The organism is Streptomyces sp. NPDC101160, from assembly GCF_044768205.1.
In the GTDB taxonomy this organism is placed as follows: Bacteria; Actinomycetota; Actinomycetes; order Streptomycetales; family Streptomycetaceae; genus Streptomyces.
Genome location: NZ_JBIWPJ010000005.1, coordinates 645,614 through 671,734 on the forward strand (window position 1 = coordinate 645,614; position 26,121 = coordinate 671,734).

The 26,121-nt window shown below is 73.0% G+C and carries 23 protein-coding genes; 7 read left to right on the top strand and 16 right to left on the bottom strand.

The features are described from left to right. Window positions 1-23: 23 nt before the first annotated feature. A complete protein-coding gene (pulA, locus tag ACIRSU_RS19220) occupies window positions 24-5,333 on the top strand; it encodes a pullulanase-type alpha-1,6-glucosidase (protein ID WP_403793545.1) in 5,310 nt (1,769 codons plus the stop codon). A gap of 33 nt (window positions 5,334-5,366) precedes the next feature. Here pulA and ACIRSU_RS19225 read toward each other — a convergent pair whose 3' ends face one another. Continuing rightward, window positions 5,367-5,888 (bottom strand): GNAT family N-acetyltransferase, encoded by a 522-nt coding sequence (locus ACIRSU_RS19225; RefSeq protein ID WP_403793547.1) that lies wholly within the window; start codon window positions 5,886-5,888, stop codon window positions 5,367-5,369. A gap of 59 nt (window positions 5,889-5,947) precedes the next feature. Between ACIRSU_RS19225 and ACIRSU_RS19230 the strand changes: the two genes are divergently transcribed. Next, entirely contained in the window at window positions 5,948-6,280 is a 333-nt protein-coding gene (locus tag ACIRSU_RS19230; RefSeq protein ID WP_403793549.1) for a 5-carboxymethyl-2-hydroxymuconate Delta-isomerase, read from the top strand. On the opposite strand, the gene ACIRSU_RS19235 is transcribed toward ACIRSU_RS19230, so the two are convergent. Beyond that, complete coding sequence (locus ACIRSU_RS19235; RefSeq protein ID WP_403793551.1) at window positions 6,265-7,014, bottom strand: TetR/AcrR family transcriptional regulator; 750 nt, start codon at window positions 7,012-7,014, stop codon at window positions 6,265-6,267. The two genes, ACIRSU_RS19230 and ACIRSU_RS19235, sit on opposite strands and share 16 nt — an antisense overlap. A gap of 38 nt (window positions 7,015-7,052) precedes the next feature. On the opposite strand from ACIRSU_RS19235, the gene ACIRSU_RS19240 reads away from it, so the two are divergent. Then, window positions 7,053-7,364: a hypothetical protein gene (locus tag ACIRSU_RS19240; protein ID WP_403793553.1), complete on the top strand. Its 312-nt coding sequence runs from the start codon at window positions 7,053-7,055 to the stop codon at window positions 7,362-7,364. A gap of 29 nt (window positions 7,365-7,393) precedes the next feature. Here the strand turns inward: ACIRSU_RS19240 and ACIRSU_RS19245 are convergent, their stop codons facing one another. The 9 genes from ACIRSU_RS19245 to ACIRSU_RS19285 form a co-directional block, all read right to left on the bottom strand. Continuing rightward, a complete protein-coding gene (locus tag ACIRSU_RS19245) occupies window positions 7,394-8,446 on the bottom strand; it encodes a PDR/VanB family oxidoreductase (protein WP_403793555.1) in 1,053 nt (350 codons plus the stop codon). After that, the gene (locus ACIRSU_RS19250) at window positions 8,446-9,333 is read right to left on the bottom strand and encodes a metal-dependent hydrolase (RefSeq protein WP_403793556.1); all 888 of its coding nucleotides are present in this window, start codon (window positions 9,331-9,333) and stop codon (window positions 8,446-8,448) included. The genes ACIRSU_RS19245 and ACIRSU_RS19250 overlap by 1 nt, the downstream gene beginning before the upstream one ends. A gap of 112 nt (window positions 9,334-9,445) precedes the next feature. Further along, a complete protein-coding gene (locus tag ACIRSU_RS19255; RefSeq protein WP_403793558.1) occupies window positions 9,446-11,383 on the bottom strand; it encodes a hypothetical protein in 1,938 nt (645 codons plus the stop codon). Window positions 11,384-11,453: 70 nt separating this feature from the next. Next, entirely contained in the window at window positions 11,454-12,254 is an 801-nt protein-coding gene (locus ACIRSU_RS19260) for a tyrosine-protein phosphatase (protein WP_403793560.1), read from the bottom strand. Between the two features lie 190 nt (window positions 12,255-12,444). Beyond that, window positions 12,445-12,981: a winged helix-turn-helix domain-containing protein gene (locus ACIRSU_RS19265; RefSeq protein WP_403793561.1), complete on the bottom strand. Its 537-nt coding sequence runs from the start codon at window positions 12,979-12,981 to the stop codon at window positions 12,445-12,447. A 323-nt stretch (window positions 12,982-13,304) separates the two neighbouring features. Next, window positions 13,305-14,219, bottom strand: coding sequence for a DUF6891 domain-containing protein (locus tag ACIRSU_RS19270; protein WP_403793563.1), 915 nt, complete (start codon window positions 14,217-14,219; stop codon window positions 13,305-13,307). A gap of 115 nt (window positions 14,220-14,334) precedes the next feature. Next, the gene (gene glnII / locus ACIRSU_RS19275; RefSeq protein WP_403793565.1) at window positions 14,335-15,366 is read right to left on the bottom strand and encodes a glutamine synthetase; all 1,032 of its coding nucleotides are present in this window, start codon (window positions 15,364-15,366) and stop codon (window positions 14,335-14,337) included. A 142-nt stretch (window positions 15,367-15,508) separates the two neighbouring features. Continuing rightward, complete coding sequence (locus ACIRSU_RS19280) at window positions 15,509-16,672, bottom strand: ARPP-2 domain-containing protein (protein ID WP_403793567.1); 1,164 nt, start codon at window positions 16,670-16,672, stop codon at window positions 15,509-15,511. Next, a complete protein-coding gene (locus ACIRSU_RS19285; RefSeq protein ID WP_403793569.1) occupies window positions 16,669-18,084 on the bottom strand; it encodes a hypothetical protein in 1,416 nt (471 codons plus the stop codon). Before ACIRSU_RS19285 ends, ACIRSU_RS19280 begins: the two co-directional genes overlap by 4 nt. A gap of 309 nt (window positions 18,085-18,393) precedes the next feature. Between ACIRSU_RS19285 and ACIRSU_RS19290 the strand changes: the two genes are divergently transcribed. Then, window positions 18,394-19,314 (top strand): Gfo/Idh/MocA family protein, encoded by a 921-nt coding sequence (locus tag ACIRSU_RS19290; protein ID WP_403793571.1) that lies wholly within the window; start codon window positions 18,394-18,396, stop codon window positions 19,312-19,314. On the opposite strand, the gene ACIRSU_RS19295 is transcribed toward ACIRSU_RS19290, so the two are convergent. Continuing rightward, window positions 19,253-19,741, bottom strand: a complete 489-nt coding sequence (locus ACIRSU_RS19295; protein ID WP_403793573.1) for a MarR family transcriptional regulator — start codon at window positions 19,739-19,741, stop codon at window positions 19,253-19,255. The two genes, ACIRSU_RS19290 and ACIRSU_RS19295, sit on opposite strands and share 62 nt — an antisense overlap. 69 nt (window positions 19,742-19,810) lie before the next feature. Between ACIRSU_RS19295 and ACIRSU_RS19300 the strand changes: the two genes are divergently transcribed. Further along, window positions 19,811-20,683 (top strand): alpha/beta fold hydrolase, encoded by an 873-nt coding sequence (locus ACIRSU_RS19300; RefSeq protein ID WP_403793575.1) that lies wholly within the window; start codon window positions 19,811-19,813, stop codon window positions 20,681-20,683. A 45-nt stretch (window positions 20,684-20,728) separates the two neighbouring features. Here the strand turns inward: ACIRSU_RS19300 and ACIRSU_RS19305 are convergent, their stop codons facing one another. Next, window positions 20,729-21,088, bottom strand: a complete 360-nt coding sequence (locus ACIRSU_RS19305; RefSeq protein WP_403793577.1) for an arsenate reductase family protein — start codon at window positions 21,086-21,088, stop codon at window positions 20,729-20,731. A 219-nt stretch (window positions 21,089-21,307) separates the two neighbouring features. On the opposite strand from ACIRSU_RS19305, the gene ACIRSU_RS19310 reads away from it, so the two are divergent. Continuing rightward, window positions 21,308-21,583, top strand: coding sequence for a hypothetical protein (locus ACIRSU_RS19310; RefSeq protein WP_403793579.1), 276 nt, complete (start codon window positions 21,308-21,310; stop codon window positions 21,581-21,583). A gap of 55 nt (window positions 21,584-21,638) precedes the next feature. Here ACIRSU_RS19310 and ACIRSU_RS19315 read toward each other — a convergent pair whose 3' ends face one another. From ACIRSU_RS19315 to glnA, 3 genes are all read right to left on the bottom strand, one after another. Continuing rightward, window positions 21,639-22,850, bottom strand: coding sequence for a cytochrome P450 (locus ACIRSU_RS19315; protein ID WP_403793581.1), 1,212 nt, complete (start codon window positions 22,848-22,850; stop codon window positions 21,639-21,641). Further along, complete coding sequence (locus ACIRSU_RS19320; RefSeq protein ID WP_403793583.1) at window positions 22,847-23,566, bottom strand: tRNA-dependent cyclodipeptide synthase; 720 nt, start codon at window positions 23,564-23,566, stop codon at window positions 22,847-22,849. The genes ACIRSU_RS19315 and ACIRSU_RS19320 overlap by 4 nt, the downstream gene beginning before the upstream one ends. Before the next feature lie 320 nt (window positions 23,567-23,886). Then, window positions 23,887-25,311: a type I glutamate--ammonia ligase gene (gene glnA / locus ACIRSU_RS19325; RefSeq protein ID WP_403793585.1), complete on the bottom strand. Its 1,425-nt coding sequence runs from the start codon at window positions 25,309-25,311 to the stop codon at window positions 23,887-23,889. 222 nt (window positions 25,312-25,533) lie between these two features. On the opposite strand from glnA, the gene ACIRSU_RS19330 reads away from it, so the two are divergent. Continuing rightward, window positions 25,534-26,001: an RDD family protein gene (locus ACIRSU_RS19330; protein WP_403793586.1), complete on the top strand. Its 468-nt coding sequence runs from the start codon at window positions 25,534-25,536 to the stop codon at window positions 25,999-26,001. The last annotated feature ends 120 nt before the right edge of the window (window positions 26,002-26,121 follow it).

Sequence of the window (26,121 nt, forward strand, 5' to 3'; positions counted from 1 at the left end):
CCGTACCTCCTGGGAGCACCCTCGTGATACGCAAGAGAACGGCGGTCGTGACGGCCGCCGCCCTGTGCGCCGCCCTCGTACCGGCCCTGCCCGTGGCGGCGGCCGCCGCGCCGCCTCCGCCGCCCTCCGACCGGGCCCTCGCCGCCACCCCCGCCCGGCACGACCTCACCCGCGAGCAGTTCTACTTCGTGCTGCCCGACCGCTTCGCCGACGGCGACCCGGCCAACGACCGCGGCGGCCTCACCGGCAGCCGCACCGCCACCGGCTTCGACCCGACGGACAAGGGGTTCTACCAGGGCGGTGACCTCAAGGGGCTGACGGACCGGCTCGACTACATCAAGGGGCTCGGGACCACCGCGATCTGGATGGCGCCGATCTTCAAGAACCGGCCCGTGCAGGGCGAGGGGAAGGACGCCAGCGCCGGCTACCACGGGTACTGGATCACCGACTTCACCCAGGTCGACCCGCACTTCGGCACCAACGAGGACCTGAGGAAGCTCATCGCCGCCGCCCACGCCAAGGGCATGAAGGTCTTCTTCGACGTCATCACCAACCACACCGCCGACACCGTCGACTACGCCGAGAAGAAGTACGGCTACCGCCCCAAGGGCGCCTACCCGTACCTCGACACCACCGGCCGCCCCTTCGACGACCGGCAGCGGATCGGGAAGGTGGACGCGGACTCCTTCCCGTACACCCCGGTCGTCGCGCCCGAGAAGGCCGACGCGAAGGTCCCGGCCTGGCTCAACGACCCGACCATGTACCACAACCGCGGCGACTCCACCTGGGCCGGCGAGTCCGCCGAGTACGGCGACTTCGTCGGGCTCGACGACCTGTGGACCGAGCGCCCCGAGGTCGTCGAGGGCATGAAGAAGATCTACGAGAAGTGGGTCCACGACTTCGACGTGGACGGCTTCCGGATCGACACGGTCAAGCACGTGGACCTGGACTTCTGGACCCAGTGGGCCACCGCCCTCGACGCCTACGCGAAGAAGCAGGGCAGGCCGGACTTCTTCATGTTCGGCGAGGTCTACTCCGCCGACCCCGCCGTCACCGCCCCCTACGTCACCCGCGGCCGCCTCGACGCCACCCTCGACTTCCCCTTCCAGGACGCCGCCCGCGCCTACGCCTCCCAGGGCGCCGGCGCCGACCGCCTGGCGAAGGTCTTCGCCGAGGACTACCGCTACACCACCGACAAGGCCAACGCCTACGAGCAGGTCACCTTCCTCGGCAACCACGACATGGGCCGCATCGGGACCTTCCTCAAGCAGGACCACCCGGGCGCCTCCGACGCCGAACTCGTCCGGCGGGACCGCCTCGCCAACGAGCTGATGTTCCTGTCCCGCGGCAACCCGGTCGTCTACTACGGCGACGAACAGGGCTTCACCGGCGCCGGCGGCGACAAGGACGCCCGCCAGACCCTCTTCGCCTCCCAGGTCGCCGACTACCTCGACGACGACCAGCTCGGCACCGACCGCACGCACGCCTCGGACGCGTACGACACCGGCCACCCGGTCTACCGCGCCATCGCCGCGCTGTCGAAGCTCACCCGCGAGAACCCCGCCCTGCGCGACGGCGTGCAGCAGGAGCGGTACGCGGAGGGCTCCGTCTACGCCTTCTCGCGCACGGACGCCCGGCAGCGCACGGAGTACCTCGTCGCCACCAACAGCGCGACCGAGCCGAAGACCGTCACCGTCCCGGTCGACTCGGCGGCCTTCCGCGTCCTGTACGGAGGCGAGGGCTCCCTGACGGCCGAGAACGGCAAGGTCACCCTCACCGTCCCGGCCCTCTCCTCCCTGGTCCTCAAGGCCGACGCGCCCCTCCCGGCCCCCGCCACCGCGCCCACCGTGAGCCTCAAGGCCCCGGCCGCCGGCGCCACCGGCACCGTCGAGATCGGCGCCGACGTCAGCGGCGGCGGCCTCGACCGGGTCGTCTTCGCCGCCCAGGTCGGCGACGGCCCCTGGAAGACCCTCGGCACCGCCGACCACGCCCCCTTCAAGGTCACCCAGACCGTGGCCGCCCCCGCCGGCACCGCCCTGCGCTACAAGGCCGTCGCCGTCGACTCCGCCGGCCGCACCGCGAGCGCCCTCGCCGCCTCGACGGCCGGCGCACCGCCCGCCCCCGAGAAGCCGGTGGCGGTCGAGCGCACGTACGCCGTCGTGCACTACAAGCGGCAGGACGGGAACTACGACGGCTGGAAGCTGCGGGCAGCGGACCAGGAAGCGGCCTTCACCGGCCGCGACGCCTACGGGGCGTTCGCGTGGGTGCGCGTGCCCGAGGGCGCGTCCACCGTCTCGTACACCGTGGAGAAGGACGGCGCCCCCGACGGCCCGCAGCGAAGCATCACCCTCGCCCGCACCGGCGAGGTCTGGATCACGCAGGGCGACACCGGGCAGGCCGACACCGACCCGGCGCCCGTCCAGCAGGACAAGACCAAGGTCGTCATCCACTACCAGCGCCCGGACGGGGACTACGCCGGCTGGGGCCTGCACCTGTGGACCGGGGCCGCCCAGCCCACCGACTGGTCGCGGCCGCTGCCGCCGACGCGCTTCGACGCGTACGGCGCGGTGTACGAGGTGCCGCTCGCGGAGGGCGCGAGCTCGCTCTCGTACATCGTGCACAAGGGCGACGCCAAGGACCTGCCCACCGACCAGTCCCTCGACCTCGGCACGTACGGCCACGAGGTGTGGCTGCTCGCCGGACAGCCCGCATACCTGCTGCCCACCTCCGGCGGCACCCCGAACCTCGACCTCGGCAAGTCCGAGGCGCAGTGGATCGACCGGAACACCGTCGTCTGGAAGGTGAAGGCGACCGACTCCACCAGCCAGCAGCTGGTCTACGCGGCCGACGGCGGCCTCACCGTCACCGACGGCGCCCTGAGCGACGAGGGCCGCTGGCTCCGGCTGAACCCGGCCGCCCTCACCGACGCCCAGAAGGCCCGCTTCCCGCACCTCAAGGACTACCCGGCCTTCACCGTCGACCCGCGTGACGCCGACCGCGTGCGCAGCTCCCTGCGCGGCCAGCTCATCGCCACCCAGCGCGCCGCGAACGGCGCCCTGCTCGCGGCCACCGGCGTGCAGACGGCGGGCGTGCTCGACGACCTGTACGCGGCGCAGGCCACCCGGAAGGCCCTCGGCCCGGTCTTCCGCGCCGGCCGCCCCACCCTCTCCGTGTGGGCGCCGACCGCCCAGTCCGTCGCCCTCGAACTGGACGGCAAGCGCGTCCCGATGCGCCGGGACGCCGCCTCCGGCGTCTGGTCGGTGACCGGGCCGCGGACATGGGCGGGCAAGCCGTACCGGTACGCCGTGAAGGTCTGGGCGCCGAGCGTCCAGCAGGTCGTCGAGAACAAGGTCACCGACCCGTACTCGACCGCCCTCACCACCGACTCCGCGCGCAGCCTCGTCGTCGACCTCGCCGACCCGCGGCTCGCCCCGAAGGGCTGGCAGGGCCTGAGGAAGCCGGCCGCCGTGCCGCTGCGCGACGCCGAGATCCAGGAGCTGCACATCCGCGACTTCTCGATCGCGGACAGCACCGTGCCCGCCGCGGACCGGGGCACCTACCTCGCCTTCACGGACCGGGGCAGCAAGGGCTCCCGGCACCTGAAGGCGCTGGCCGCCGCCGGCACCTCCTACGTCTACCTCCTCCCGGCCTTCGACCTCGGCACCGTCCCGGAGAAGAAGTCCGAGCAGACCGCCCCCGCCTGTGACCTGAAGGTCTACGCCCCCGACTCGGAGGAGCAGCAGGCCTGCGTGACCGCCGCCGCGGCCAAGGACGCCTACAACTGGGGCTACGACCCGCTGCACTACACGGTGCCGGAGGGCTCGTACGCCACCGACCCCGAGGGCACCCGCCGCACCGTCGAGTTCCGGCGCATGGTCCAGGCCCTCAACGGCGACGGACTGCGCACCGTCATGGACGTCGTCTACAACCACACCGTCGCCGCCGGACAGTCCGACAAGTCCGTCCTCGACCGGATCGTCCCCGGCTACTACCAGCGCCTCCAGGCCGACGGCTCCGTCGCCACCTCCACCTGCTGCGCCAACACCGCGCCCGAGAACGCGATGATGGGCAAGCTCGTCGTCGACTCGGTCGTCACCTGGGCCAAGCAGTACAAGGTCGACGGCTTCCGCTTCGACCTCATGGGCCACCACCCCAAGGCCAACATCCTCGCCGTGCGGGCCGCCCTGGACGCCCTGACCGTCGAGAAGGACGGCGTCGACGGCAAGGCGATCATCCTCTACGGCGAGGGCTGGAACTTCGGCGAGGTCGCCGACGACGCCCGCTTCGTCCAGGCCACCCAGAAGAACATGGCCGGCACGGGCATCGCGACCTTCTCCGACCGGGCCCGCGACGCCGTCCGCGGCGGCGGCCCCTTCGACGAGGACCCCCGCATCCAGGGCTTCGCCTCCGGCCTCTACACCGACCCGAACGCGTCCGCCGCCAACGGCAGCCCGGAGCAGCAGCGGGCCCGGCTGCTCCACTACCAGGACCTGATCAAGGTCGGCCTGTCCGGCAGCCTCGCCTCCTACTCCTTCACCGACACCTCCGGGCGCACGGTCAAGGGCTCCGAGGTCGACTACAACGGCGCCCCGGCCGGCTACGCGGCCGTCCCCGGCGACGCCCTCGCCTACGCCGACGCCCACGACAACGAGAGCCTCTACGACGCCCTCGCCTTCAAGCTGCCGGCCACGACGACGGCCGCCGACCGGGCCCGCATGCAGGTCCTCGCCATGGCGACGACGACGCTCTCGCAGGGCCCGGCGCTCGCCCAGGCGGGCAGTGACCTGCTGCGGTCGAAGTCGCTCGACCGCAACTCGTTCGACAGCGGCGACTGGTTCAACGCGATCCACTGGGACTGCCGCGACGGCAACGGCTTCGGCCGCGGCCTCCCGCCGGCCGCCGACAACAGGTCCAAGTGGTCCTACGCCAGGCCGCTGCTCGCCCCGGGCGCCGCGGCGGCCCTGCAGCCGGGGTGCGCGGAGATCGACGGCGCCTCCGCCGCGTACCGCGACCTGCTGCGGATCCGCAGCACCGAGCCCGTCTTCTCGCTCGCCACGGCGGGACAGGTCCAGGGCGCCCTGTCCTTCCCGCTGTCCGGCCGTGACGAGACCCCGGGCGTGATCACCATGCGCCTCGGCGACCTGGTCGTGGTCTTCAACGCCACGCCGCAGGAGCGCAAGCAGACGGTCGCGGCCCTGGCGGGCACCGCGTACCGCCTCCACCCGGTGCAGGCCGCCGGCTCCGACGCCGTGGTGAAGTCCGCCTCCTACGAGGCGGGTTCGGGCACCTTCACGGTCCCGGCCCGCACGGTGGCCGTCTTCACCGCGCGGTAGCGGCGGGCTGCTGACCGGCCGTGCCCCCGTCTGCTACGAGGACGGGGGCACGGCCTTCTCCATCAGCGTCACGGAGTACTCCCGCCCGTCCGCCGCCACCTTGTCGAGCCGCTCCACGACCGCCGCGTACCCGGCGCCCTCGTAGTACGACCGCAGCCGCGGATCGCGCGCCTCGCAGTCGAGGCGCGCGAGCCCCAGGCCCGCCGCCGCTATCCGCTCCTCCGCGTGCGCGAGCAGCACCCGCCCGGTCCCGGCGGGCGCCGCCGCCCGGTCCGTCATCAGCCGGTGCACATAGCCCGCCACCGGCGGCTGTGCCCCCCAGACCGCCTCGTCCGCCCACCACAGCTCGTACGCGCCGACCGCGCGCTCGCCGTGGAGGGCCAGCCACACCTCGCCCTCCGAGATCCGCGCCCGGAAGTGGTCGGGCCCGCGCGTCCCGGGCCGCCACTGGTCGATGCCGTTCGCCACCATCCACCGGGCGGCGTCGTCGTGCAGCCGCACCAGTGTGTCGAGATCGCGGGTGTCCGCCTGCCGGAAGGTCACTTGTGCCGTCATGACGATCACCGTAAAGGTGTCTTCCGACCCGTCTGTACCAGCAGGAACGAGCGAGTGCCATGCCCCACATCACCGTCGACTACTCCGCGCCCCTCGACCGGCGCGGCTTCGCCCTCGCGCTGCACCCGATCGTCGTGGAGACGGTCGACGCGCGGCTGGACGCCTGCGTGACGAGCTTCCGGGAGATCGAGGAGACCGTGACCGGCGACGGCACCGGCGCCCCGGCCCTCGTCCACGTCGACATCGCGCTGCTGGCGGGCCGTACGCCCGAGGCCAAGGCCCGCCTGTCGGCGGCCGTCCTCGACCTGCTGCCCGGCTTCGTGAAGGAGACCGAGGGCGTCACCCTCTCCGCCGAGGTCCGCGACCTCGACCCGTCCTACGCCAAGCGCTGACCCGGGAACTGCCCCGGGACCTCACCCGGGACCTGGCCGGGCATCCCGGGCACGAGCGCGACGAGCCGCGCCACCAGGTCACCGAACGGCCCGTCGGCCGGCTCGTCGGCGAGCATCCGGACCAGGATCTCCGCCATGTCGGCGTCGTACGCGGCGGCCACCGCGGCGAGCGCCGCGAAGTCGTGCACCAGCTGCAGCTCCAGCTCCTCGCGCGGCACCCGGCGCCCGTCCAGCCACAGCAGGGCGGTCGACTCGGCGAGCGACACCCAGGAACGGATGACCAGTTCGAGCCGGGCCGAGGGCTTCTCGACCTCCAGCTGGATGAGCACCTGCTCGTACGCGGCCTGACGCACCTCGTTGACGATCGCGTTCGTCGTCGAGGAGCCGACTGCCGGGCCGCCGCGCATCAACGCTTCGAAGCCCGGCCCGTGCTCGTCCACGAAGTCGAAGAACCGCCGCATCACCCGCAGCAGGCGCGCGCCGCGCGGGCCCTGCCGCGGCTCCACGAAGCGCGCGGCCAGCTCGTCGGCCGCGCGCCGCAGCGCCGCCTCGTACAGCGACTGCTTGCCGGGGAAGTAGTGGTAGACCAGCGGCCGCGAGATGCCCGCGGCGGCGGCGATCTCGTCGATGGAGACCTCGTCGGGGGAGCGGTGGCTGAACAGCTCCAGGGCCACCCCGATCAGTTGCTGCTTGCGCTCCTCGACGCCCATCCTGCGGCGCACTCCGGTCGTCATGCGAACAGCCTAACGGGAGTCCGTTACGCTCCCGGCATATGAGCGCTTCTGAGCAGGACACCACGGACGGCGGACTCCCCGACGAGGACGACCGCACCGGCCTCACCCCGCGGCAGGCCCGCCTCCTGCGTGTCGTCGTCGGATCGGTGCTGCTCGTGGTGCTCGGCGTCGTCCTCGTGGTGCGCCTGGCGGCCCATACGTCCGTCCTGGTGGTCGGGGTGTACGGGCTCGCCATGATCCTCTGCGGGGTCGTGATCGAACTCTCCCGCAACGGCCGTACGCGGCTTGCCACCTGGCTCCTGGGCGGCGGCCTGGTCGCCACCCTGGCCTTCGACTGGATCCTGCCGTAGCCCCCTGACCGTCAGCGGTCTCAGAGGTCTCAGAGATCCAGGACGAGTCGCCCGCCCGCGCAGCGCGAGACGCAGATCAGCATCGAGTCCGCGCGCTCGGCGTCGGTGAGCAGCTCGTCGCGGTGGTCGATCTCGCCCTCGACCACCCGCTGTCGGCAGGTCCCGCAGAACCCCTGCTGGCAGGAGTACAGAACACCCGGCACGGCCTCGCGCACGGCGGACAGGACCGACTGGTCGGCCGCCACCTCCAACGTGCGCCCGGTGCGCCGCAGTTCGACCTCGAACGGCGTCCCGCCCTCGGCCCTGGCGGCCGAGAAGCGCTCCAGGTGCGGGGTCCGCCCCTCGGGCAGGGCGGCGGTCACGGCGTCCATCAGGCCCTCGGGCCCGCAGCAGTACACGGCCGTCTCGGCGGGGAGTTCGCCGAGGAAGGCGAGCTCCGGCCGCCCCTCGGCGTCCTCGGCCACGAGGGTCGTCCGGCCGCGGCCCAGCTTCTCGACCTCGTCGGCGTACGGCATGGTGGCGCGGCTGCGCCCGCAGTACAGCAGCCGCCAGTCGGCCCCGGCCGCCTCCGCCGCGCGGACCATCGCCAGGACCGGCGTGATCCCGATGCCGCCGGCGACGAAGACGTAGGCGGGCGCGGGCGCGAGCGGGAAGCGGTTGCGCGGCCCGCGGATCTCGATCTCCGTGCCCACGTGCAGCTGTTCGTGCACCTCGCGCGAGCCGCCCCGGCCGTCCTCGATCAGCCGGGTCGCGATCGTGTAGCCGTCGCTGTCCGCCGGATCGCCGCACAGCGAGTACTGCCGCACGGTCCCGGACGGGAGGACGAGGTCGATGTGCGCGCCCGGCTGCCACGCGGGCAGCCCCGCGCCCTCCAGACGCAGCTGGACCACGCCCTCGGCGGGCTCGGTGCGTTCGGCGACCAGGACCCGCCGGGTGACGGTGGCCAGCCGGCTGCCGTGGCCCGAGATCGGCTCCTCGAGGGCGGGCAGCGGCCACAGCGGCGAGGCGTTGATCCGGCGCCGCAGCGCCCGCTTGACGAGGAGCGCGCCCCCGGCGACGAGGACGACCGTGCGTACGCGCATCAGCGGTGACCTCCGTTGGCACCGGGGGAGCTCGCCAGGTAGGCCACGGCCTGGGCGGTGTTGCCCTCCTGGGTGGGGTGGTAGGCGCGGCTCAGATAGCGGGGGATGGAGCGCAGCATGTCGGGCGTCGACGGCAGCACGCCCTCGCGGCCCTTGCGCACGAACTGTCCGACGCTCGGCTTCGCGTCGAGGACCGTCGGGTCGTTCTCCATGAAGAACCGCACCCCGCGCTGCCACATGAACACCAGCGCGGAGAAGGCCGTCGCCCAGGTCCGTACCCGTCGCCGGTAGCCGCCGTCCAGGTGCAGGAACAGCTCGAACGCCACCGACCGGTGCTCGACCTCCTCCGCGCCGTGCCAGCGCAGCAGGTCCAGCATCACCGGGTCGGCCCCGACCCGGTCGAGCTCGTCGGCGTTCAGCACCCAGTTGCCCAGGAACGCCGTGTAGTGCTCGATCGCGGCGATCAGCGCCACCCGCTCCATCAGCCACCACCGCCGTGCCCGCCCTGGCGGCAGCGTCCGGTCCCCGAGCAGCTTCTCGAAGAACCAGTCCACCTGCGCGGTGTACGGCGTCGGGTCGAGCCCCAGCCGCCTCAGATGCGGCAGCACGTCGTCATGCGCCTGCGAGTGCACCGCCTCCTGCCCGATGAACCCGATCACGTCCGCCCGCAGCCGCTCGTCGGTGATGTACGGCAACACCTGCTTGTAGACATGCACGAACCAGCGCTCACCGGCCGGCAGGAGCAGATGCAGCACGTTGATGGTGTGCGTGGTGAACGGGTCGTCGGGCACCCAGTGGAGCGGGGTGTCCTCCCAGTCGAAGGAGACCTTGCGGGCCTTGAGCTCGATGTGCTCGGACGCCACCGGTGCAGGCTGCGTATTAGACATGGCGTCAATGTACTGAGCGGTAAGCGACACGACTAGGGGTCGCGCACGGGTTTGCACACGGGTTTCCGTCGTGGGGCGACGCCGCCGGCCCACAACGGGGCAGGCGAGCAAGTCACCGCAGCGCCCCCACCCGCGTCCCGTCCCGCAACGTCCCCGTCAGGTCGGCCCTGCTGCCCTGCGCGGCCTTCACCGCCAGCACGTTCCCCTCGGCACGCCCGCGCACCGCCCCCGTCACCTCCAGCGACGCCACGTCCTCGGACCCCGCCGCCAGCAGCCACCACCCCCCACTCCGCGCCTGCCACACCACCCCCGCCAGCACCCGCGGCTCCCGCACCCCGCACGCCGGCGTCCCCTCCGAGCGCGCCGCGAGCACCGCCACCCGCATCGTCCCCGTCGCACGGAACAGCGCCAGGCTCCGGCTCCCCGTCCCCCGCCACGTCTCCGCCCGCGCGCACACCCACTCCGCGCGCCCCGCGCCCTCCGGCAGCCGCTGCGTCGCGTAGGCCCACGCGTTGACCGACCGCACCCCGTGCGACCGCACCGCCGCCAGCTGGCACGCCACCCGCGCCCACCGCTCCCGCGCCGCCGCGCCCGTCACGTCCGCGGCGTGGCCGGGCGGGCCGGACGTGAGCCGGGCCGGGGCCAGCTCCCCGAGATCGGTCAGCACCTGGACGCCCTCCCCGTCCCGTACCTGGAGCACGCTCCAGCGCGTACAGCCCGGCCCCCGCTCCGTCACCGGACTCGGGATCGGCTCCGTCACCCCGTACCCGTCCCGCACGAGCGCCCGCGCCGTCCCGCCGGGCACGAGGAGGTCCCGTACCGCCGCCTCCGTCACCCACGGGGCCGTCAGATAACGGACGTTGCCCGCCGCGCGGGACACCACGAGCGCCGCCGAACCGACCGCGTCCGCCCCGTCCGTACGCGCGAAGTCGAGCGCCGCGCCACTCGTGTCGCCGACCGGCTCCGCGTACCGCACCACCCGCAGCCCGTCGTGGAAGAGCACCACGCGCGCCGCGTCGACCTGCCCCGCGAACAGGAGTTGGGCCGGGCCCATCGGCGGGCCCGGTGGCGTGCCGGGCGTCGCCGACGCCTGCACGGTCGGCCCGGGCCGCGCCCACACGGCGAGCGCCCGGCGCAGCAGCGCCGAGTCGCCGGTGAGCTCGCCGCGGGCCGGCCACACGGAGAAGTCGGTACGGGACGACAGCCGCCAGTCGTCCGGCCCGACCCGCTTCAGACCGGCCGGGTCGAGCGCCGCCTCGGCCGCCGGGTTGCGGGCGTACGACGGGGCCGCAGCACCGTTTCTGCCCCAGCCGTCGCCCGGCAGCCCGAGCAGCGCCCCGCACACGAGGACCGCCGCGGCCGCCGCGAGCGCCGCCTTGCCGTGCTGCCGCCGCCGCATCAGGTCCGTCGGCCGCGCCTGGAGCGAACAGGGGTCGAACTCGGGCGAGTCGAGCAGCGCGGCCCCGCCCGGCCCCCCTGACGCCTCCACCTCGTCCGCCTCGGCGAGCGCCGCCTCCGGGTCCGCCACCCCGGCCGCCGCCAGGACCCGCAGCACCTCCGGGTCGCCCTGCCGCTCCAGACCGCGCAGCACGTACGCCGCCCGGCCGGGCCCGGAGAGCGCGGAGAGCCGCTGGTCCAGGGCCAGTTCGTCGGCGCCGCCCGCCCGCGGGAACAGCCGCAGCCCCCACACGTGCGGCAGCAGCGGCGGGAACTGCGCCCGCCGCGGCAGCGCCCGGCGCCGCAACGGCAGCCCGGCGACCAGCGCCTGCCGCAGCACCTCGCCCCGTACGTACGCGTACCCGGGATCCACCGCGTCCTCCGCCGCCTGCCGGGCGCCGGGCACGGCCGCCTTGGCGGAGGCGGTGGAGGTGCGGCGGCGCGGGAGCGAGCGCTGCACGAGCGCGTGCGCGGTCAGCACCCGGCGGTTGCGCCCGAGCGTGGGCGGCAGCACCAGATAGGCGATCCGGACGAGCCGCGGATAGTGCTCGACGAGAGCGGCCTCGGCGTGCTCGACGTCTACGGGAGCGGGGGCGAGTTCCTGGGTGCTCACGTTCAGCAGAACGAGCGAATGGTGCGATGGTCACCCCGGGGCGGGCACCCGGGGGACCGGGACACGCCCCTCAGGCGGCGTACACCGTCAGCCGCTCGCGGATGATGTCGGTGACCTCGTCCGGCACGCCGAGCCCCTCCCGTACGTACTTCTCCATCGTCCCGTGCCGCACCGCGACCTCGTCGAGCGCCGCCTCCAGGTACTCCGGCACCACCCCGAGCAGCGCGAGCGCCAGCTCCGGGTCGCCGCCCTGCAGCGTGAAGCCCTCGATGAGCGGCGCGAAGGCCTCCCGCACCCCCGGATTGACCGCCAGGTACTCGGCCAGCACCGTCTCCTCATCCGCCCCGAGCAGCGAGAGCAGCACCGTCGCCGCCCAGCCGGTGCGGTCCTTCCCGGCCGTGCAGTGGAAGAGCACCGGACCGGCGAACGGATCGCCCAGCTCGGTGAGGAAGGCCCGGTAGGAGGCGCGCGCCGAGTCCGTGTTCACGAAGGCCCGGTACGTCCGCGCGAACGCCGCCTGCGCCCGGCCCCCGCCCAGATGTTCCTCGGCGAGCGCCGGATCCGACAGCAGCGTCTTCAGCCGGGCGGCGGGCGGCAGACCGCTGGTCGCGAGGTAGTCCGCGAGCACGTCCGCGACGAGGGTCCGCGTCCCGGCCGGCACCCGGTCGGGACGCTCCGCCCGCTCGGCCTCGGTGCGGAAGTCGATCACGGTGCGGATCCCGAGCCCGGCCACCACCGCGTCCTCCGCCTCCAGCCGGTCCAGCTGGGCCGACCGGAAGACCAGGCCTGAGCGCACACTGCGCCCCGCGCCGAGCGGGAGCGTGCCGAGATCCCGCAGGTTGGCGACGGTGGCGGCGGGAATGGCGGGCATACGGCGACTCCTCCGACCCTCCGGAAGCGTTACGCATCGAATGTCCCCCAGATCACCGCGAACCGCGACCGAAGCGCCGGAGAGAGAGTTCGTGCCGCTGCCCGGCCTGAGCCTGGTGGCGTTCCCGGCCGTCGACCTCGCCCTGGCGTTCACCGCCCGGGCGAAGTCGAGGCGTACCGCCTGACCCTGGTCAGGGGGTGTACTTGTAGCCGACCCGCCGCACGGTCTGGATCGTGTGGCGGTGCTCGGCGCCCAGCTTCCGGCGCAGCCGGGCCACGTGCACGTCGACGGTCCGGCCGTCGCCCACGTGCCCGTAGCCCCACACGGTCGTGACCAGCTGGTCGCGCGTGTGCACCCGGTGCGGATGCGCGACCAGATGGGCCAGCAGCTCGAACTCCAGGTACGTCAGGTCCAGTGTCTGCCCGTCGACCCGGGCGATCCGCTGGACGCTGTCGATCGCCACCGGGCCCTGCTCGGCGACGGGCGCCACCGGCGGTTCGTCGTCGGCGGGCAGCAGCACCAGATACCCGACCATCGGCGGCCGGCCCGGCAGCGCGGGCAGCGTGTGCTGTGGCGCGGGCAGCAGCGTGGCACCCGGCGGCAGGTACTCGGCGACCCGGGCGAGGCCGGCGACCTCGTCGGCCGCGACGGCACGGAGCCGGGGACGCGTAGGGGCGTTGAGAGAGGTGAGGGAAGCGGGGGCGGCGGCGGTCTGCGTGTGGGCCATGAGAGTTCAGCTCTTTCGCGCGAGTCACAAACGGACGGTGGACGTCGTACGTCGTGCGTCATGTGTCATGCGCGTCGGCCGAAGGCCGCGGCGACCGGATATCGGATCCGATCGGGCTTTAGAGGGCCGACGCGTTCCTCACGCGCCGACAGCACCGGTCGAAGTCATGGTGCTGCCGGGAAGGCCAGAACGGCTCGAGGTCGAAGCGCCTCGAAGCGGTGTCGTTCTGGATGCGGGCCATATCCCTATTAAACCAGGAGGGAATTCCCGTGCGCACCCCCCATGCCCGGTCGAGTCCACCGCACCGCTCCCGCCGACCGTCCTCAACCCACCAGTCGCCTGCGCCAGTCCAGCCCCGTCACCCGTATCGACTGCCCGGGATCCCCGTCCCACTCCACCGTCAGCCCCCGCCCGCGCAGCGCCTCCACGACTTCCCCGCCGACCGCCGCAGTCGTCTCCGCCGAGCCGTCGAACCCGCCGTACAGCAGGTGCAGCGGCCCGCCGTTCGCCGCGCCCTCCGTGCACTGGGAGTGGAAGAAGACGAACCCGCGCGCCTCCTCGGCGCCGTCCTCGGCGCCGATCTCCCCGATGCCGCACGAGCGGCAGCAGGTGAAGTTCTCCCGCGCCACGATCCCGGCGGCGTCCAGCCTCTGGAACGCGGCCGTGATCCGCTCCGGATCCGTCGTCCCCTCCCACTCCGACATCTCCGCCACCCGCTCCAGCCACAGCCGGTCCACCAGCCGCTCGGCCTGCTCCCGGGAGACCGGATGCTCGTCGGGGGAGAACACCTCCTCCTGCGCGATCCGGGTCAGCCGCCCCCGGTCCTCGTAGCCGCACACCAGCAGCTCGCGCACCCGCGCCGCCAGCCCCTCCCGGACCTCGTCGGGGAGTTCGGGCACCTCGGGCGCCGGCGGGAAGCCCATGTTCTCCCAGACGAGCCCCGCGTCCCAGTCCGCGTCGCCGCGCGCCCAGGCGGTGAGGACCCCGGCCACCCGCTCCGGGGTGCCGACCCGCGTCTCGAAGTGCAGCTCGGGCGCCCCGGCGCGGTGCTCCAGCCGGTAGTCGCCGTCGTCGGCGTGCCAGACCTGGGCGAAGACGGCCGGCAGGTCCGGTATCCGCTGCACGATCACGAAGCGGTCCCCCTCCGCTCCGATGCGCCGCACGAGCCCGGCCAGGTCCTCCTCGGACGGCCGGACGTGCCTCTCCCAGTTCTCGGTCTGCACCGTGATGTCGAGCATGCGTCCACTGTGGCAGGCGCCACTGACAACGCCGGAGGGGCGCCCGCCGTACGCGAAGTACGGTGGGCGCCCCTCTCGGAGAACGCGGGGATCAGCCCTGGTCCCAGCCCTGGGCTCAGACCTGGCCGGCCTTCTCCAGCGCCTCGCAGCAGGTGTCCACGAGCAGACGGGTCACCGTGTACGGGTCCACGTTGGCGTTCGGGCGGCGGTCCTCGATGTAGCCCTTCTGGTCCTGCTCGACCTGCCACGGGATGCGGACCGAGGCGCCGCGGTCGGAGACACCGTAGGAGTACTGGTCCCACGGGGCGGTCTCGTGCAGGCCGGTCAGACGGTCGTCGATGCCGGCGCCGTAGTTCTTGACGTGGTCGAGCGGCTTCGAGCCCTCGCCCAGCGCCTCGCACGCGGTGATGATCGCGTCGTAGCCCTCGCGCATCGCCTTCGTGGAGAAGTTGGTGTGCGCGCCGGCGCCGTTCCAGTCGCCCTTCACCGGCTTCGGGTCGAGCGTCGCGGAGACGTTGAAGTCCTCGGCCGTGCGGTAGAGCAGCCAGCGGGCCACCCACAGCTGGTCGGCGACCTCGAGCGGCGCCAGCGGGCCGACCTGGAACTCCCACTGGCCGGGCATGACCTCGGCGTTGATGCCGGAGATGCCCAGGCCCGCCTTCAGGCAGTTCTCCAGGTGCGCCTCGACGACGTCACGGCCGAAGATCTCGTCCGCGCCGACACCGCAGTAGTAGCCGCCCTGCGGGGCCGGGAAGCCGCCGACCGGGAAGCCGAGCGGGCGCTCGCCGTCGAAGAAGGTGTACTCCTGCTCGATGCCGAAGATCGGCTCCTGCGCGGCGTACTTCGCGTACACCTCGGCCAGCGCGGCACGCGTGTTGGACACGTGCGGCGTCATGTCCGTGTTCAGGACCTCGCACAGCACCAGGATGTCGTCGCCGCCGCGGATCGGGTCCGGGCAGACGAAGACCGGCTTGAGGACGCGGTCCGAGGCGTGACCCTTGGCCTGGTTCGTGCTGGAACCGTCGAAGCCCCAGATCGGCAGCTCCTCCAGGGACGGCACCGCACCCGGGATGATCTTCGTCTTCGAACGGAGCTTGGCGGTCGGCTCGGTGCCGTCGATCCAGATGTACTCAGCCTTGAAGGTCACGTGCCTCATCCTTTGGCGTGCTGCGGGTGCCGGTGCCGGTGGCGGCTCGCGACGTGCGAGAGCTGCGGTGGCGGTGTCGTCTGAGCGCAGCTTCGCAACCCGGGATTTCCCGTCGGTTGCCCGTTTGTGAACCCCGTGTTACTCAGCCTTCCTCCGGAACCCGCAGCCGCCGTGCGATCTCGTGCGCGTTCAGCAGCGGACCGAAACCGGCCCGGGTGATCCGCGCCACAAGCTCCGCGTACGAGGTGCCCAGCGCCTCCGCCGTACGCCCCAGGTGCCAGTCGCAGTCCGCGAGCCGCCGCAGCAGGTACCCGCGCCGGATCTGCGCCTCCGACAGCCGGAACGTCTTCAGATAGGCCGTCCGCCCCCGGTGGTCGCTGATCAGCTCCCCGATGTGCTGTTCCTGCCCGGAGCGCAGGAACGGCGGCAGGAAGCGGAAAAGCCGGAAGCCGCCCAGGTCGTGGACCCGCTCGAAGGCGTACGGGGTCTCCAGGAGGTCCCGCGCCATGAGACCGTCGTGCGCCTCGGCCCACGCCCGCTCCTGCGCCCGCGCCGCCCGGCGCAGATCGCCGAGCGTACGGAAGGCGCCGCTCCCCAACGAGGCCCGGAACTCCGGCACGGGCGCGCCGTAGTGCGCGTACTGGTGCACCAGCTCCCCGAACAGGTCCTCCACCAGCGTCGGGTGCAGCAGCCGGTAGTCGTCGGGATGCGGCACGACGAAGGCGGCGGCGAGCGCGTCCGCCACGTACAGCAGCATCCCGCACTGCCCCGGATGGATCTCGAACACCCGCAGCGCCTCCGCGAGCCCCGGCACCGCCCACCCCGCGTACGCGGCCTCCGCGCGCGGCGACAGGCCGCGCCGTACCGCCTCCCGGGACCACTCGTCCCACGCCACCGACGGGCCGCCGAAGTGCAGCGCCAGATAGCCCTCCAGGGCGAGGTGGAGCGGCAGGAACCGCAGCCGCGGCTCGCCCCTGCGGCGCCGCGCGAGCCGCCGCACGGGCACCGCGACCGGCGGCTCGTCGCCGAGCCGGGTCCCGTAGACGGCCGCCTCCCCCGACACGGCTCCGTCCCCGCCCGCACCCGCGTCCGACCAGTCCGCGACGAAGCCGTGCGGGATGTACGAGGTGTACGTCGTGCCGTCGCCGACCTCGACCGTGCCGGCGCCGTCCCAGGCGTGCGCGTACACCTCGCGGCGCAGCCGCAGCCCGGCGACCGGCTCGTCCCGCACCAGCGGCACGAGCCGCACCCCGCCCCACACCTGCGCCGGCCGGACGGCGAGCCCGGTCAGATCGATCCGCGTCATGCCCCCGCCTCCCCGGAGTGCGCCGCCAGGAACAGCTCGACCCGCCGGTCCAGATAGGCCCGCAGCGCGGCGAGCCCCTCCCGCCCCTCCGCGAACCGGGCGATCTCCACCAGCGCCGACAGGTCCTCGGCGTCCCGGATCCCCGTCGTCGGCACCCCGGGCGCCAGCCGGCGCACGTCGAAGACATCGGCGTCGTATACGGGGTTCACGTGCACCACGCTCGTGCGGCGCAGCGGATCGAGCCGGGTCCGCCACACCCGCAGCACCTCGCCCGCGAGCCCGGGCGGCGCGTTGTCCCAGCCGTCCGACACGATCACCAGCCGCTCCGGCGCCCGCTCCAGGGCGTCGATGATCCGCTCCCCGAGCGGCGTCGCCCCCCACGGCCGGACGAGCAGCGGATCGCGGGCGCCCGAGGTCCAGTGCGCCGAGTACCCGCCGGGCGCGGCCAGCGCCTCCAGGAGGAAGTGGCAGCCGAGCGCGACGGCCAGCGGCCGGCGCCGCTTCACCGCCGAGCCCGACGCCGAGAAGCTGTCGTCGAGCACCGCCGCCACCCGGCCCCAGCTCCCGGCATGCGGCCCGGCCACCCGCCGCGCCGCCGCCCGAAGCGCCCCGGTCAGCTCGGCGCGCCGCTCCCTTCTCTCCCCGAAGGGGAGAGACAGCACGTACAGCGCGAGCCGCGTCAGCGGCATCACGGACAGATCGGTGCCCGCCTCGGCGGGACGGGTCCGCAGCCGCTCCAGGCGGGTCATGCGCGGCGCGATCCGCTCCAGGAACACCGCGCGCGGCACGCCGTGCTTCGCGGCCAGCCCCTCGGCGACCGTGAACGGCAGCTCGTACAGCGCCGACTGCGCCCCGTGCTCGTGGTGCGCCTTGCGGTACGCCTCCAGGGTGCGGTGCTCGTAACGGGCGCGGCGGCGCGGCGCGAAGAGGAAGTCGCCCGTCTCCGGCGCGTCCGGGAACGGCAGATGGGCGTGGCGGACGGCCGCCCTGAGCCCGGGCCGGTACTTCACGGCGTCATGGGCCAGGTCGGGCCGGGCCGTCAGCCAGTCGCGGACGATGGCGCGGGTGCGGCGGTTGTTGACCCCGGCGGCGCGCAGGGTGCGGAAGAGCCGGTACACGCGCTGCGGCGGCATCGCCGCGAGCCGCGCGGCGATCAGCCGGCCCTCGCCGGGGCCCGCCTCGTGCGGGGTGCGCAGCAGCTGCTCGGCGATCAGGGCGGCGTTGTGGTCGTTGATGTCGAGCGCGAGCGCGGCGGCGTACAGCGGCCGGTAGTTGACGCGCACGTACGCGTGGAGGAAGTCGAGGGAGAGCCGCTGTTCCTCGGCCGTGGCGCGGAACTCGCGCTGGCCGGTGGCCGTGACGGCCGCGTTGACGAAGAGGAGCACGTCCTCGGCGGCGATGAGGTCCGACATCGGCTTCCTTGCTCCTTCGCCCGTACCGGCGCCCGGGTGCCGGCCGGGGAATGGGGGCGCGAACAACGAATACGTTGCTGTAGAGGCAGGTCCCGGAAGTCGCGCCGGAGTCCCGCGGCCGGCCCGCAGACGCTAACACCGGGGGAGGGGAGGGGTGCCACCGGGTTTCGCACGCTTGTGGTGTGGCCGGGTCGGGGGCGCGTGCGGCGGGTCGGGGGTGCGCCCCGAGCGTGCGCTCGGGGGCGAGCCAGGGGCATCTGCGGGTCGTCCCGGATCCCGCTGTCGGCGCGGCCCGGCAGACTGGAGGGCATGACGAAGCTCCCGGGCACGAAGCCCCGTATCGGTCTCCTCGGCACCGGCCCCTGGGCCGAGCGCACCCACGCGCCCGCCCTCGCGGCGCACGCGGGTGTGGAGTTCAACGGGGTGTGGGGCAGACGGCCCGAGGCCGCGGCCGCGCTGGCCGCGGCGTGCGGCACCCGGGCGTACGAGGACGTGGACGCGCTGTTCGCGGCGAGCGACGCGATAGCGATCGCCCTGCCGCCGGACGTCCAGGCCCCGCTGGCGGCCCGGGCGGCGGCCGCGGGCTGTCATGTGATCCTCGACAAGCCGGTGGCGACCTCGGTGCCGGTGGCCCGCAAGCTGGCCGAGGAGGTGACGGCGGCCGGGGTCGCGTCGATCGTCTTCTGCACCCTCAGGTTCGCGGAGCCCACCGCCCGCTGGATCGAGGAACAGGCGGCGGCCGGCGGCTGGTTCCTCGGCGAGGCGCACTGGCTGGGCTCCCTCTTCGCACCCGGCTCGGACAGCGCGTACGCGGCCTCGCCCTGGCGCCGTGAGAAGGGCGGCCTGTGGGACGTGGGCCCGCACGTCCTCTCCGTCTACCTCCCGGTCCTCGGCGACGTCACCTCGGTGAGCTGCGCCGCCGGGCCGGCCGACACCCGCCATCTGGTCCTCGGCCACGCCTCGGGCGCGAGCAGCACGGCCACCCTCACGCTCAGCGCCCCGCCCGCCGCCTCCGAGGCCGCCCTGGCCCTGTACGGGGAGCGGGGCCGGGTGACGATGCCGGGCTGGGACGGCGCGCTGGGCGCTTTCGGCGGCGCGGTGGACGCGCTGCTCGAGGCGATACGCACCGGCAGGCCGCACGCGTGCGACGTGCGCTTCGGGGCCCGGCTCACGGAGATCCTGGCGGAGGCGGAGGCACAGGTGCCGACGGAGGCTCACCGGCGGCCATGAGGTCCCGTACGCCGGTGAGGAAGCGGCGTACGGCCTCCGACTCGCGGGCGTCGAAGTCGCCGAGCAGCGCCACCGTGCCGTCGATCAGCGGCCCGAACCAGGCCCGGCCGAGTTCCTTCGCCCCGTCCTCGACCCGCAGCAGCACCCGCCGCCGGTCGCGTTCGTCCCGCACCCGGGCGAGGTGACCGAGCCGTTCGAGCCGGTCGATGACGGCGGTGGTGCCCGCGGAGTTGAGGCCGAGCTGCGCCCCGAGCCGGCCGGCGGTGGCCGGGGTGCCGTCCCGCTCGGCGTCGAGCAGACAGATCAGGGCGCGCACGTCCGTCGGGTGCATGGCGTTGCGGGCGGCGAACTCGGCCTGCCGCAGGCCGAATTCGACGGTCACCGCGCGCAGCAGATGAAAGATCCGCAACTCTTCCGACTCGGCCATGGAGGTGCCCTTGCCTTCCCGCCTATTATCTCGTTCAGCGAGATTATCGCTGAGCGAGAGGATCCATGCGTGCCCCGGGAATCATGCGACTCCGACCACCTCGCCTACGGGCGCGCCTATGACGCCGTCCTCGCCCGCTGGCCGGCCGGCACCACCACCGCCACCCTGCCCACCCCCTACGGCGCCACCCAGGTCATCAGCCACGGCCCCGCCGACGCACCGCCCGTGCTGCTCCTGCCGGGCGGCGGGGCCACCGCCACCAGCTGGTACGGGACGGCTGAGGCGCTCGGCGCGAGCCACCGGGTGCACGCCGTGGACGTCCTCGGCGAACCCGGCCGCAGCGTCCCGGATCCCCGGCGTCCGATGCGTACCGTCGCCGACCTCACCGGCTGGCTCGGCGCCCTGCTCGACGCGCTCGGCGTCCCGCCCACCGGCCCGGTGGGCCTCGTCGGCCACTCCTACGGTGCGTGGCTCGCCCTCCAGTACGCGCTCGCGTCGCCTATCCGGGCCGGCCGGCTCGCCCTGCTCGACCCGACGAACTGCTTCACCGGCTTCTCCCCGCGCTTCCTGATGCGGGCCCTGCCGGTGCTGCTCCGGCCCACCCCGGCCCGCGGCGCCGCGCTCCTCGACTGGGAGACGGACGGCGCGGCCGTCGATCCGGAGTGGCGCGAACTGTACGCCCAGGGAGCTGAGTTGCGTACCGCGCGACCGGTGTCCGGCCGTCGCCCCACCGCCGAGCGGCTCGCCGCGCTCCGGCAGCCGACGCTCGTCCTCTTCGCCGGCCGGTCACGGGTCCACGACCCGCGCGCGGTGGAGCGCCGGGTCCGGGCCGCCGTCCCCGGCGCGGAGACGGCGATCCTGCCCGACGCGACCCACTTCACGCTCCCCGTGTCGGCGCCGGCGGGCACCCACGCCCGGATCGCCCGCCACTTCACGGACTGAGAACTTCACGGACTGAGAAGGCAGGAGGAGGGAGAGGGAGGACGGTCAGCGGGACAGCGCGTCCCGCACGGCCTCCTCGGTGCGACCGACCACGGCCGTGCCGTCCTCGGCGGTGATGATCGGGCGCTGGATCAGCTTCGGGTGCTCCGCGAGCGCCGCCACCCAGCGGTCGCGGTTCGCCGCGTCCTTGGGCCAGTCCTTGAGGCCGAGTTCCTTCGCGTCCGCCTCCTGGGTCCGCGTGATGTCCCACGGCTCCAGGCCGAGCCGGTCGAGCACGGCCCGGATCTCGTCCGGCGACGGCACGTCCTCCAGGTAGCGGCGCACGGTGTAGTCGGCGCCCTCGGCGTCCAGCAGCGTAAGTGCGCTGCGGCACTTGGAACAGGCGGGGTTGATCCAGATCTCCATGCCCTCCAACGTACCGCCAGAGGCATCCCCGGACGCACCCCCCGTCGCACCCCCGTCGCAACCACCGGATCGCACCCCCGACGCACCCCGCGGCCGCCCCCGAACGCACCGCCAAAGCCTGTCTGGCCAGGGGCGATTGTCAGTGGTGGCCAGTAAAATCGAGGGTGAAGGTGAGGGTCCCGGGGAGGGCCCCCACCCCCGTTCGTCAGGAGGTCGCCCATGGCCGTAGCCACGCTCAGGACACCGTCCATCGAACCCTGGAAGCCCCTCCGGAAGCAGCCGCTCCCCGCGGGCCGCCCCCGCGAGTGGTACGTCACCCACAACCGCCGGCTGAAGGCCATGCGCCTCGCCATCGCCCTGCTCGACGCGGGCGTCTATCTGCCGTCCCGGGCCACCAACGCGCGGATACGCACGACCGCCGCCCAGCTCGGCATCCACCCGCCGTCCGACACCACCTGCCACATGGTCCGCGCCCTGATCCGCTACGGCCGCTGACGCGGCTGGGGCGCTGCCCGGCACCGCCGGGCAGCGCCCCTCATCGCCCGCGCTCCTACCAGGCGACGGGCAGTCGCTCGGGCAGCCGCTTCATGAAGTTGGTGCGCCACACCAGCTGTTCGACCGGCACCGCGAGCCGTACGTCCGGCAGCCGCTCCAGGAGCGTCTCCAGGGCGATCTCGGCGTGCCGCTTGCCGAGCGCCGTCGCCGGGCAGTAGTGCCGGCCGCCGCCGAACGACAGATGGTCTGCGGCGTTCTCCCGGCCCGGCCGGAAGACGGCCGGGTCCTCGAAGTGCTCCGGATCGTGGTTCGCCGCCTCCACGAGCACGAGCACCAGCTCACCCGCCCGCACCAGCACGTCCCCGAGCTGCACGTCCTCCAGGGCGAGCCGCGGCAGCCCGTCCCCGATCGACAGGTTGACCCGCAGCAGCTCGTCCATCGCCCCGGCGACCCGGCCGCCACCGCCGGCCAGCGCCTCCCGCACGTCCGGCCGGGTCAGCACCGACACCAGGGCCATCGTCAGGAAGCCCGAGGTCGAGATCACCCCGGCGCCGAACAGCGTCACGCCGACCGTCGCCAGCATCTCGTCCGTCAGATGCGCGTACTCCGGATCGTCGCGCAGCGCCGCGAGCTCCGCCAGCAGCCCGCCGGTCGCCGGATCGTCGAGCCGCTCCGTCATGTACGCGATGTCGCGGTCCCAGTTGAGCCGCGCCGCCTCGATCTCGCGCGGCGCGTTCATGAAGGCGACGTCCAGGCTCCGCAGCAGCCGCGGCCCGTCCTCCTCCGGGATTCCCAGCATCCGGCAGTGCAGCCCCGCAGAGTACGGATCGGCGAAGCCGCCCCGCAGCTCCCCGGGCGCCCCCTCGGCGACCAGCGCGTCCACCAGCGTCCCGGCCCGCTCCCGCAGCCACTCCTCGAGCCCCGGCGCCTTCGGGTTCAGCGCCTTCATCACGGCTTTGCGCAGCCCGGCCCCGGTGATGTTGCCCATGTTGTTCACGACGTGCGGCGGAATCGTCAGCGCGTACTGCCGCGGCGCGCCCGGCGCCGAGGTGTCCTTCAGGCTGAACCGCGGGTCCTCCAGGACCTGCTTGCACAGCGCGTACGAGGAGACCAGCCAGGCGTCCGCACCGGCGATCGTCCGCACCCTCGTCACCGGCGCGGCGCGCAGCGCCTCGACCTCGGCGGGCAGCCGGGTCCCGTCCCAGTCGAAGGGAAAGGCGAGCGGTTCGTTCACGGTGGGCGCGCTGTTCGCGGTCATGGTGCTCATCGCGGATCTCCTTCGATGTCGACGGGCGTGACGATGCCGTGGCCCTGGTTGCGCGAGGCACGGAGCCCGGACCCCCGGGCGTACAGCAGATCGGCCAGCGGAAGCGCCTGGTGGTAGCAGTTCAGCGAGGACGGCACCCCGAGAATCGCGGGCGTGTCCAGGAACAGCGGCACCTCGGCGCAGATGTACGCCCGGCACACCTCCCGCTGCCGCGCGGTGACCTCCTGCCCGGGACCGACCTTCCCCTTCAGGAAGATCCCGGTCAGCGCGTCACACGTCTCCCGCACCACCGCGTCCTCGGCCACCGCGGCGAGCACCTGCCGGTGCAGTTCCTGGTAGGCCGGAATCCCCTCGAACTCCGACATCCCCCGCGCCCGCAGCCGCCGCCCGTCGGGATCCACGTCCCCCACGGCCGCCGCGACCTTCGCCCGCACCCCCCGCAGGTTCTTCACGGCCTTCCGCCGCGCCTCGTCGGCGCCGTAGCCGAGCGCCTCGTACATCTCCGCCACATGCAGATCGGTGTGGACGAAGTCGACCTTCTCGAAGTGGTCCAACCCCCAGCGCGCCAGATTGCGCAGTCGCTGAGCGGTGAAATAGCTGTTCCCTGGTGAGACGCCGATGACCACGTGCGCGCCTTCGTCGGCGATGACGCGGCAGTGGTCGGTATACGGCTGAAGTCTGAGCGTCTCCGCAGGGGCAAGTGCCGCCTGAGTCACGTTCGGCAAATCCTCATCGCGCCACTAGTCCCAGCGGAGCCCTGTGCTCCGGGTGTGGCGGCCACGACGACCACACGTTAGCGATCAGTCGCGGAGCGTGAAACAGCTACTCGTAGGTAAGTGCGAGATTTCGTCATCCGTTCGCATTCTGGTCACACGAGAGCGCGCGGTACGCGGGACCGCGTTGCTTCACCTCCTGCCTCGCTCGGCCGCCGGAGACACGAACCTGGCAAGCGGCGAGGGCCGCCACCCCGGAGTCTCCGGGATGACGGCCCTCGTCAGACGGTCTCTGCCGTACCTGCTGTTTCGGCAGCCGCGGCTTAGAGGTCGAAGTAGAGCTCGAACTCGTGCGGGTGCGGGCGGAGCTGGATCGGGGCGATCTCGTTGGTGCGCTTGTAGTCGATCCAGGTCTCGATCAGGTCGGACGTGAAGACGCCGCCGGCCTGCAGGTACTCGTTGTCCTCCTCCAGGGCGGAGAGGACGGCCTCGAGGTTGGTCGGGACCTGCGGGACGTTGGCGTGCTCCTCCGGAGCCAGCTCGTACAGGTCCTTGTCGATCGGCTCCAGCGGCTCGATCTTGTTCTTGATGCCGTCGAGGCCCGCGAGGAGCAGCGCCGAGAAGGCGAGGTACGGGTTCGAGGACGGGTCCGGCGCGCGGAACTCGACGCGCTTGGCCTTCGGGTTCGAGCCCGTGATCGGGATGCGCATGGCGGCGGAGCGGTTGCGCTGCGAGTACACCATGTTGACCGGGGCCTCGAAGCCCGGGACCAGGCGGTGGTACGAGTTCACCGTCGGGTTGGTGAAGGCGAGCAGCGACGGGGCGTGCTTGAGGATGCCGCCGATGTAGTAGCGGGCGGTGTCCGACAGGCCCGCGTAGCCGGCCTCGTCGTAGAACAGCGGGTCGCCGTTCGACCACAGCGACTGGTGGACGTGCATGCCCGAGCCGTTGTCGCCGAAGATCGGCTTCGGCATGAAGGTCGCGGTCTTGCCGTTGCGCCAGGCGACGTTCTTCACGATGTACTTGAAGAGCATCAGGTCGTCGGCCGCGGCCAGCAGCGTGTTGAACTTGTAGTTGATCTCGGCCTGGCCGGCGGTGCCGACCTCGTGGTGCTGGCGCTCGACCTGCAGGCCTACGTTCTCCAGCTCCAGGGAGATCTCCGAGCGCAGGTCGGCGAAGTGGTCGACCGGCGGGGCCGGGAAGTAGCCGCCCTTGTAGCGGACCTTGTAGCCGCGGTTGTTCTCCTCCGCACCGGTGTTCCAGGCGCCGGCCTCGGAGTCGATGTGGTAGAAGCCCTGGTTCGCGGAGGTCTCGAAGCGGACCGAGTCGAACACGTAGAACTCGGCCTCGGGGCCGAAGTACGCGGTGTCGGCGATGCCGGTGGAGGCGAGGTACGCCTCGGCCTTCTTCGCGATGTTGCGCGGGTCACGGCTGTACTGCTCGCCCGTGATCGGGTCGTGGATGAAGAAGTTGATGTTCAGCGTCTTGTCGCGGCGGAAGGGGTCCACGCGCGCCGTCGACAGGTCGGCGCGGAGCGCCATGTCGGACTCGTGGATGGCCTGGAAACCGCGGATCGACGAACCGTCGAAGGCGAGCTCCTCCGCCGGGTCGAAGGCCGTCGCCGGGATCGTGAAGTGCTGCATCACGCCCGGAAGGTCACAGAACCGGACGTCGACCATCTTGACGTCGTTGTCCTTGATGAACTTGTTGACCTCGTCGGCGTTCTGGAACCCGTGCTTCTCGGACATCCAACTCCTCCTACTCCCGGCCCGGGGAGGGGCGGGGTTGCAGCTCGGTCATGTGGCCAGTGCGGGTGGCTCACGCTGGACCCGACCATAGGCATGCGGCATTTCTCAAGCATGACCCATTTGTTTCGTCGAAGTTAACCGGCCCGGGTGCGCGAAACCGGGCCGCGCGCGCCCGCCGACCCAGGCCGAAGTGATCAAAAACGGGCGCAGTACCGTGGTCGGGTGGACAACAGGCAAGCACTCGGATCATGGCTCTCCGGCCCCCGCGCCGCGGCCGAAGAAGCAGGCGTGGACTTCGGCTACCGCGGGCAGCAGCTCGGTCTGCCCGAGGAGGGGCCCGGCTCGATCGCCCGCCCCGGCCGCCGCCTCGGCGCCCTCGCCGTCGACTGGGCCCTCTGCATGCTGATCGCATACGGTCTCCTCACCCACCACTACGGACAGTCGACCGGCAACTGGGCCGTGCTCATCCTGTTCGTCCTGAGCGCGCTGACCGTCGGCACCGTCGGCGCCACGCCGGGCAAGCTGCTCTTCCGGCTGCGCGTCGTCTCCGCGCACGGCGGCCGCCTCAACCCGCTCCGCGCGCTGCTCCGCTCCGCCCTGGTCTGCCTGGCGATCCCGGCCCTCATCTGGGACCGCGACGGGCGCGGCCTGCACGACCGCTTCTCCGGCGCCGTCCAGGTCCGCGTCTGACCCACGAACGACGAGAGGGGGGGGGGGCGGCCCGCGCCGGGGGGCCCCCCGCGGGATATAAACTAACAGCACGCCACAAACAACGCGCGCCCAAAGACCCCCCCGCCCGCCCGCGCCCCC

Excerpts from the sequence above, each read along its gene's own strand:
- ACIRSU_RS19225 (WP_403793547.1), bottom strand. The coding sequence starts at position 5,888 with ATGACGGCACAAGTGACCTTCCGGCAGGCGGACACCCGCGATCTCGAC.
- ACIRSU_RS19230 (WP_403793549.1), top strand. The coding sequence starts at position 5,948 with ATGCCCCACATCACCGTCGACTACTCCGCGCCCCTCGACCGGCGCGGC.
- ACIRSU_RS19235 (WP_403793551.1), bottom strand. The coding sequence starts at position 7,014 with ATGACGACCGGAGTGCGCCGCAGGATGGGCGTCGAGGAGCGCAAGCAG.
- ACIRSU_RS19240 (WP_403793553.1), top strand. The coding sequence starts at position 7,053 with ATGAGCGCTTCTGAGCAGGACACCACGGACGGCGGACTCCCCGACGAG.
- ACIRSU_RS19245 (WP_403793555.1), bottom strand. The coding sequence starts at position 8,446 with ATGCGCGTACGCACGGTCGTCCTCGTCGCCGGGGGCGCGCTCCTCGTC.
- ACIRSU_RS19250 (WP_403793556.1), bottom strand. The coding sequence starts at position 9,333 with ATGTCTAATACGCAGCCTGCACCGGTGGCGTCCGAGCACATCGAGCTC.
- ACIRSU_RS19260 (WP_403793560.1), bottom strand. The coding sequence starts at position 12,254 with ATGCCCGCCATTCCCGCCGCCACCGTCGCCAACCTGCGGGATCTCGGC.
- ACIRSU_RS19265 (WP_403793561.1), bottom strand. The coding sequence starts at position 12,981 with ATGGCCCACACGCAGACCGCCGCCGCCCCCGCTTCCCTCACCTCTCTC.
- ACIRSU_RS19270 (WP_403793563.1), bottom strand. The coding sequence starts at position 14,219 with ATGCTCGACATCACGGTGCAGACCGAGAACTGGGAGAGGCACGTCCGG.
- ACIRSU_RS19280 (WP_403793567.1), bottom strand. The coding sequence starts at position 16,672 with ATGACGCGGATCGATCTGACCGGGCTCGCCGTCCGGCCGGCGCAGGTG.
- ACIRSU_RS19285 (WP_403793569.1), bottom strand. The coding sequence starts at position 18,084 with ATGTCGGACCTCATCGCCGCCGAGGACGTGCTCCTCTTCGTCAACGCG.
- ACIRSU_RS19290 (WP_403793571.1), top strand. The coding sequence starts at position 18,394 with ATGACGAAGCTCCCGGGCACGAAGCCCCGTATCGGTCTCCTCGGCACC.
- ACIRSU_RS19295 (WP_403793573.1), bottom strand. The coding sequence starts at position 19,741 with ATGGCCGAGTCGGAAGAGTTGCGGATCTTTCATCTGCTGCGCGCGGTG.
- ACIRSU_RS19305 (WP_403793577.1), bottom strand. The coding sequence starts at position 21,088 with ATGGAGATCTGGATCAACCCCGCCTGTTCCAAGTGCCGCAGCGCACTT.
- ACIRSU_RS19310 (WP_403793579.1), top strand. The coding sequence starts at position 21,308 with ATGGCCGTAGCCACGCTCAGGACACCGTCCATCGAACCCTGGAAGCCC.
- ACIRSU_RS19315 (WP_403793581.1), bottom strand. The coding sequence starts at position 22,850 with ATGAGCACCATGACCGCGAACAGCGCGCCCACCGTGAACGAACCGCTC.
- glnA (WP_403793585.1), bottom strand. The coding sequence starts at position 25,311 with ATGTCCGAGAAGCACGGGTTCCAGAACGCCGACGAGGTCAACAAGTTC.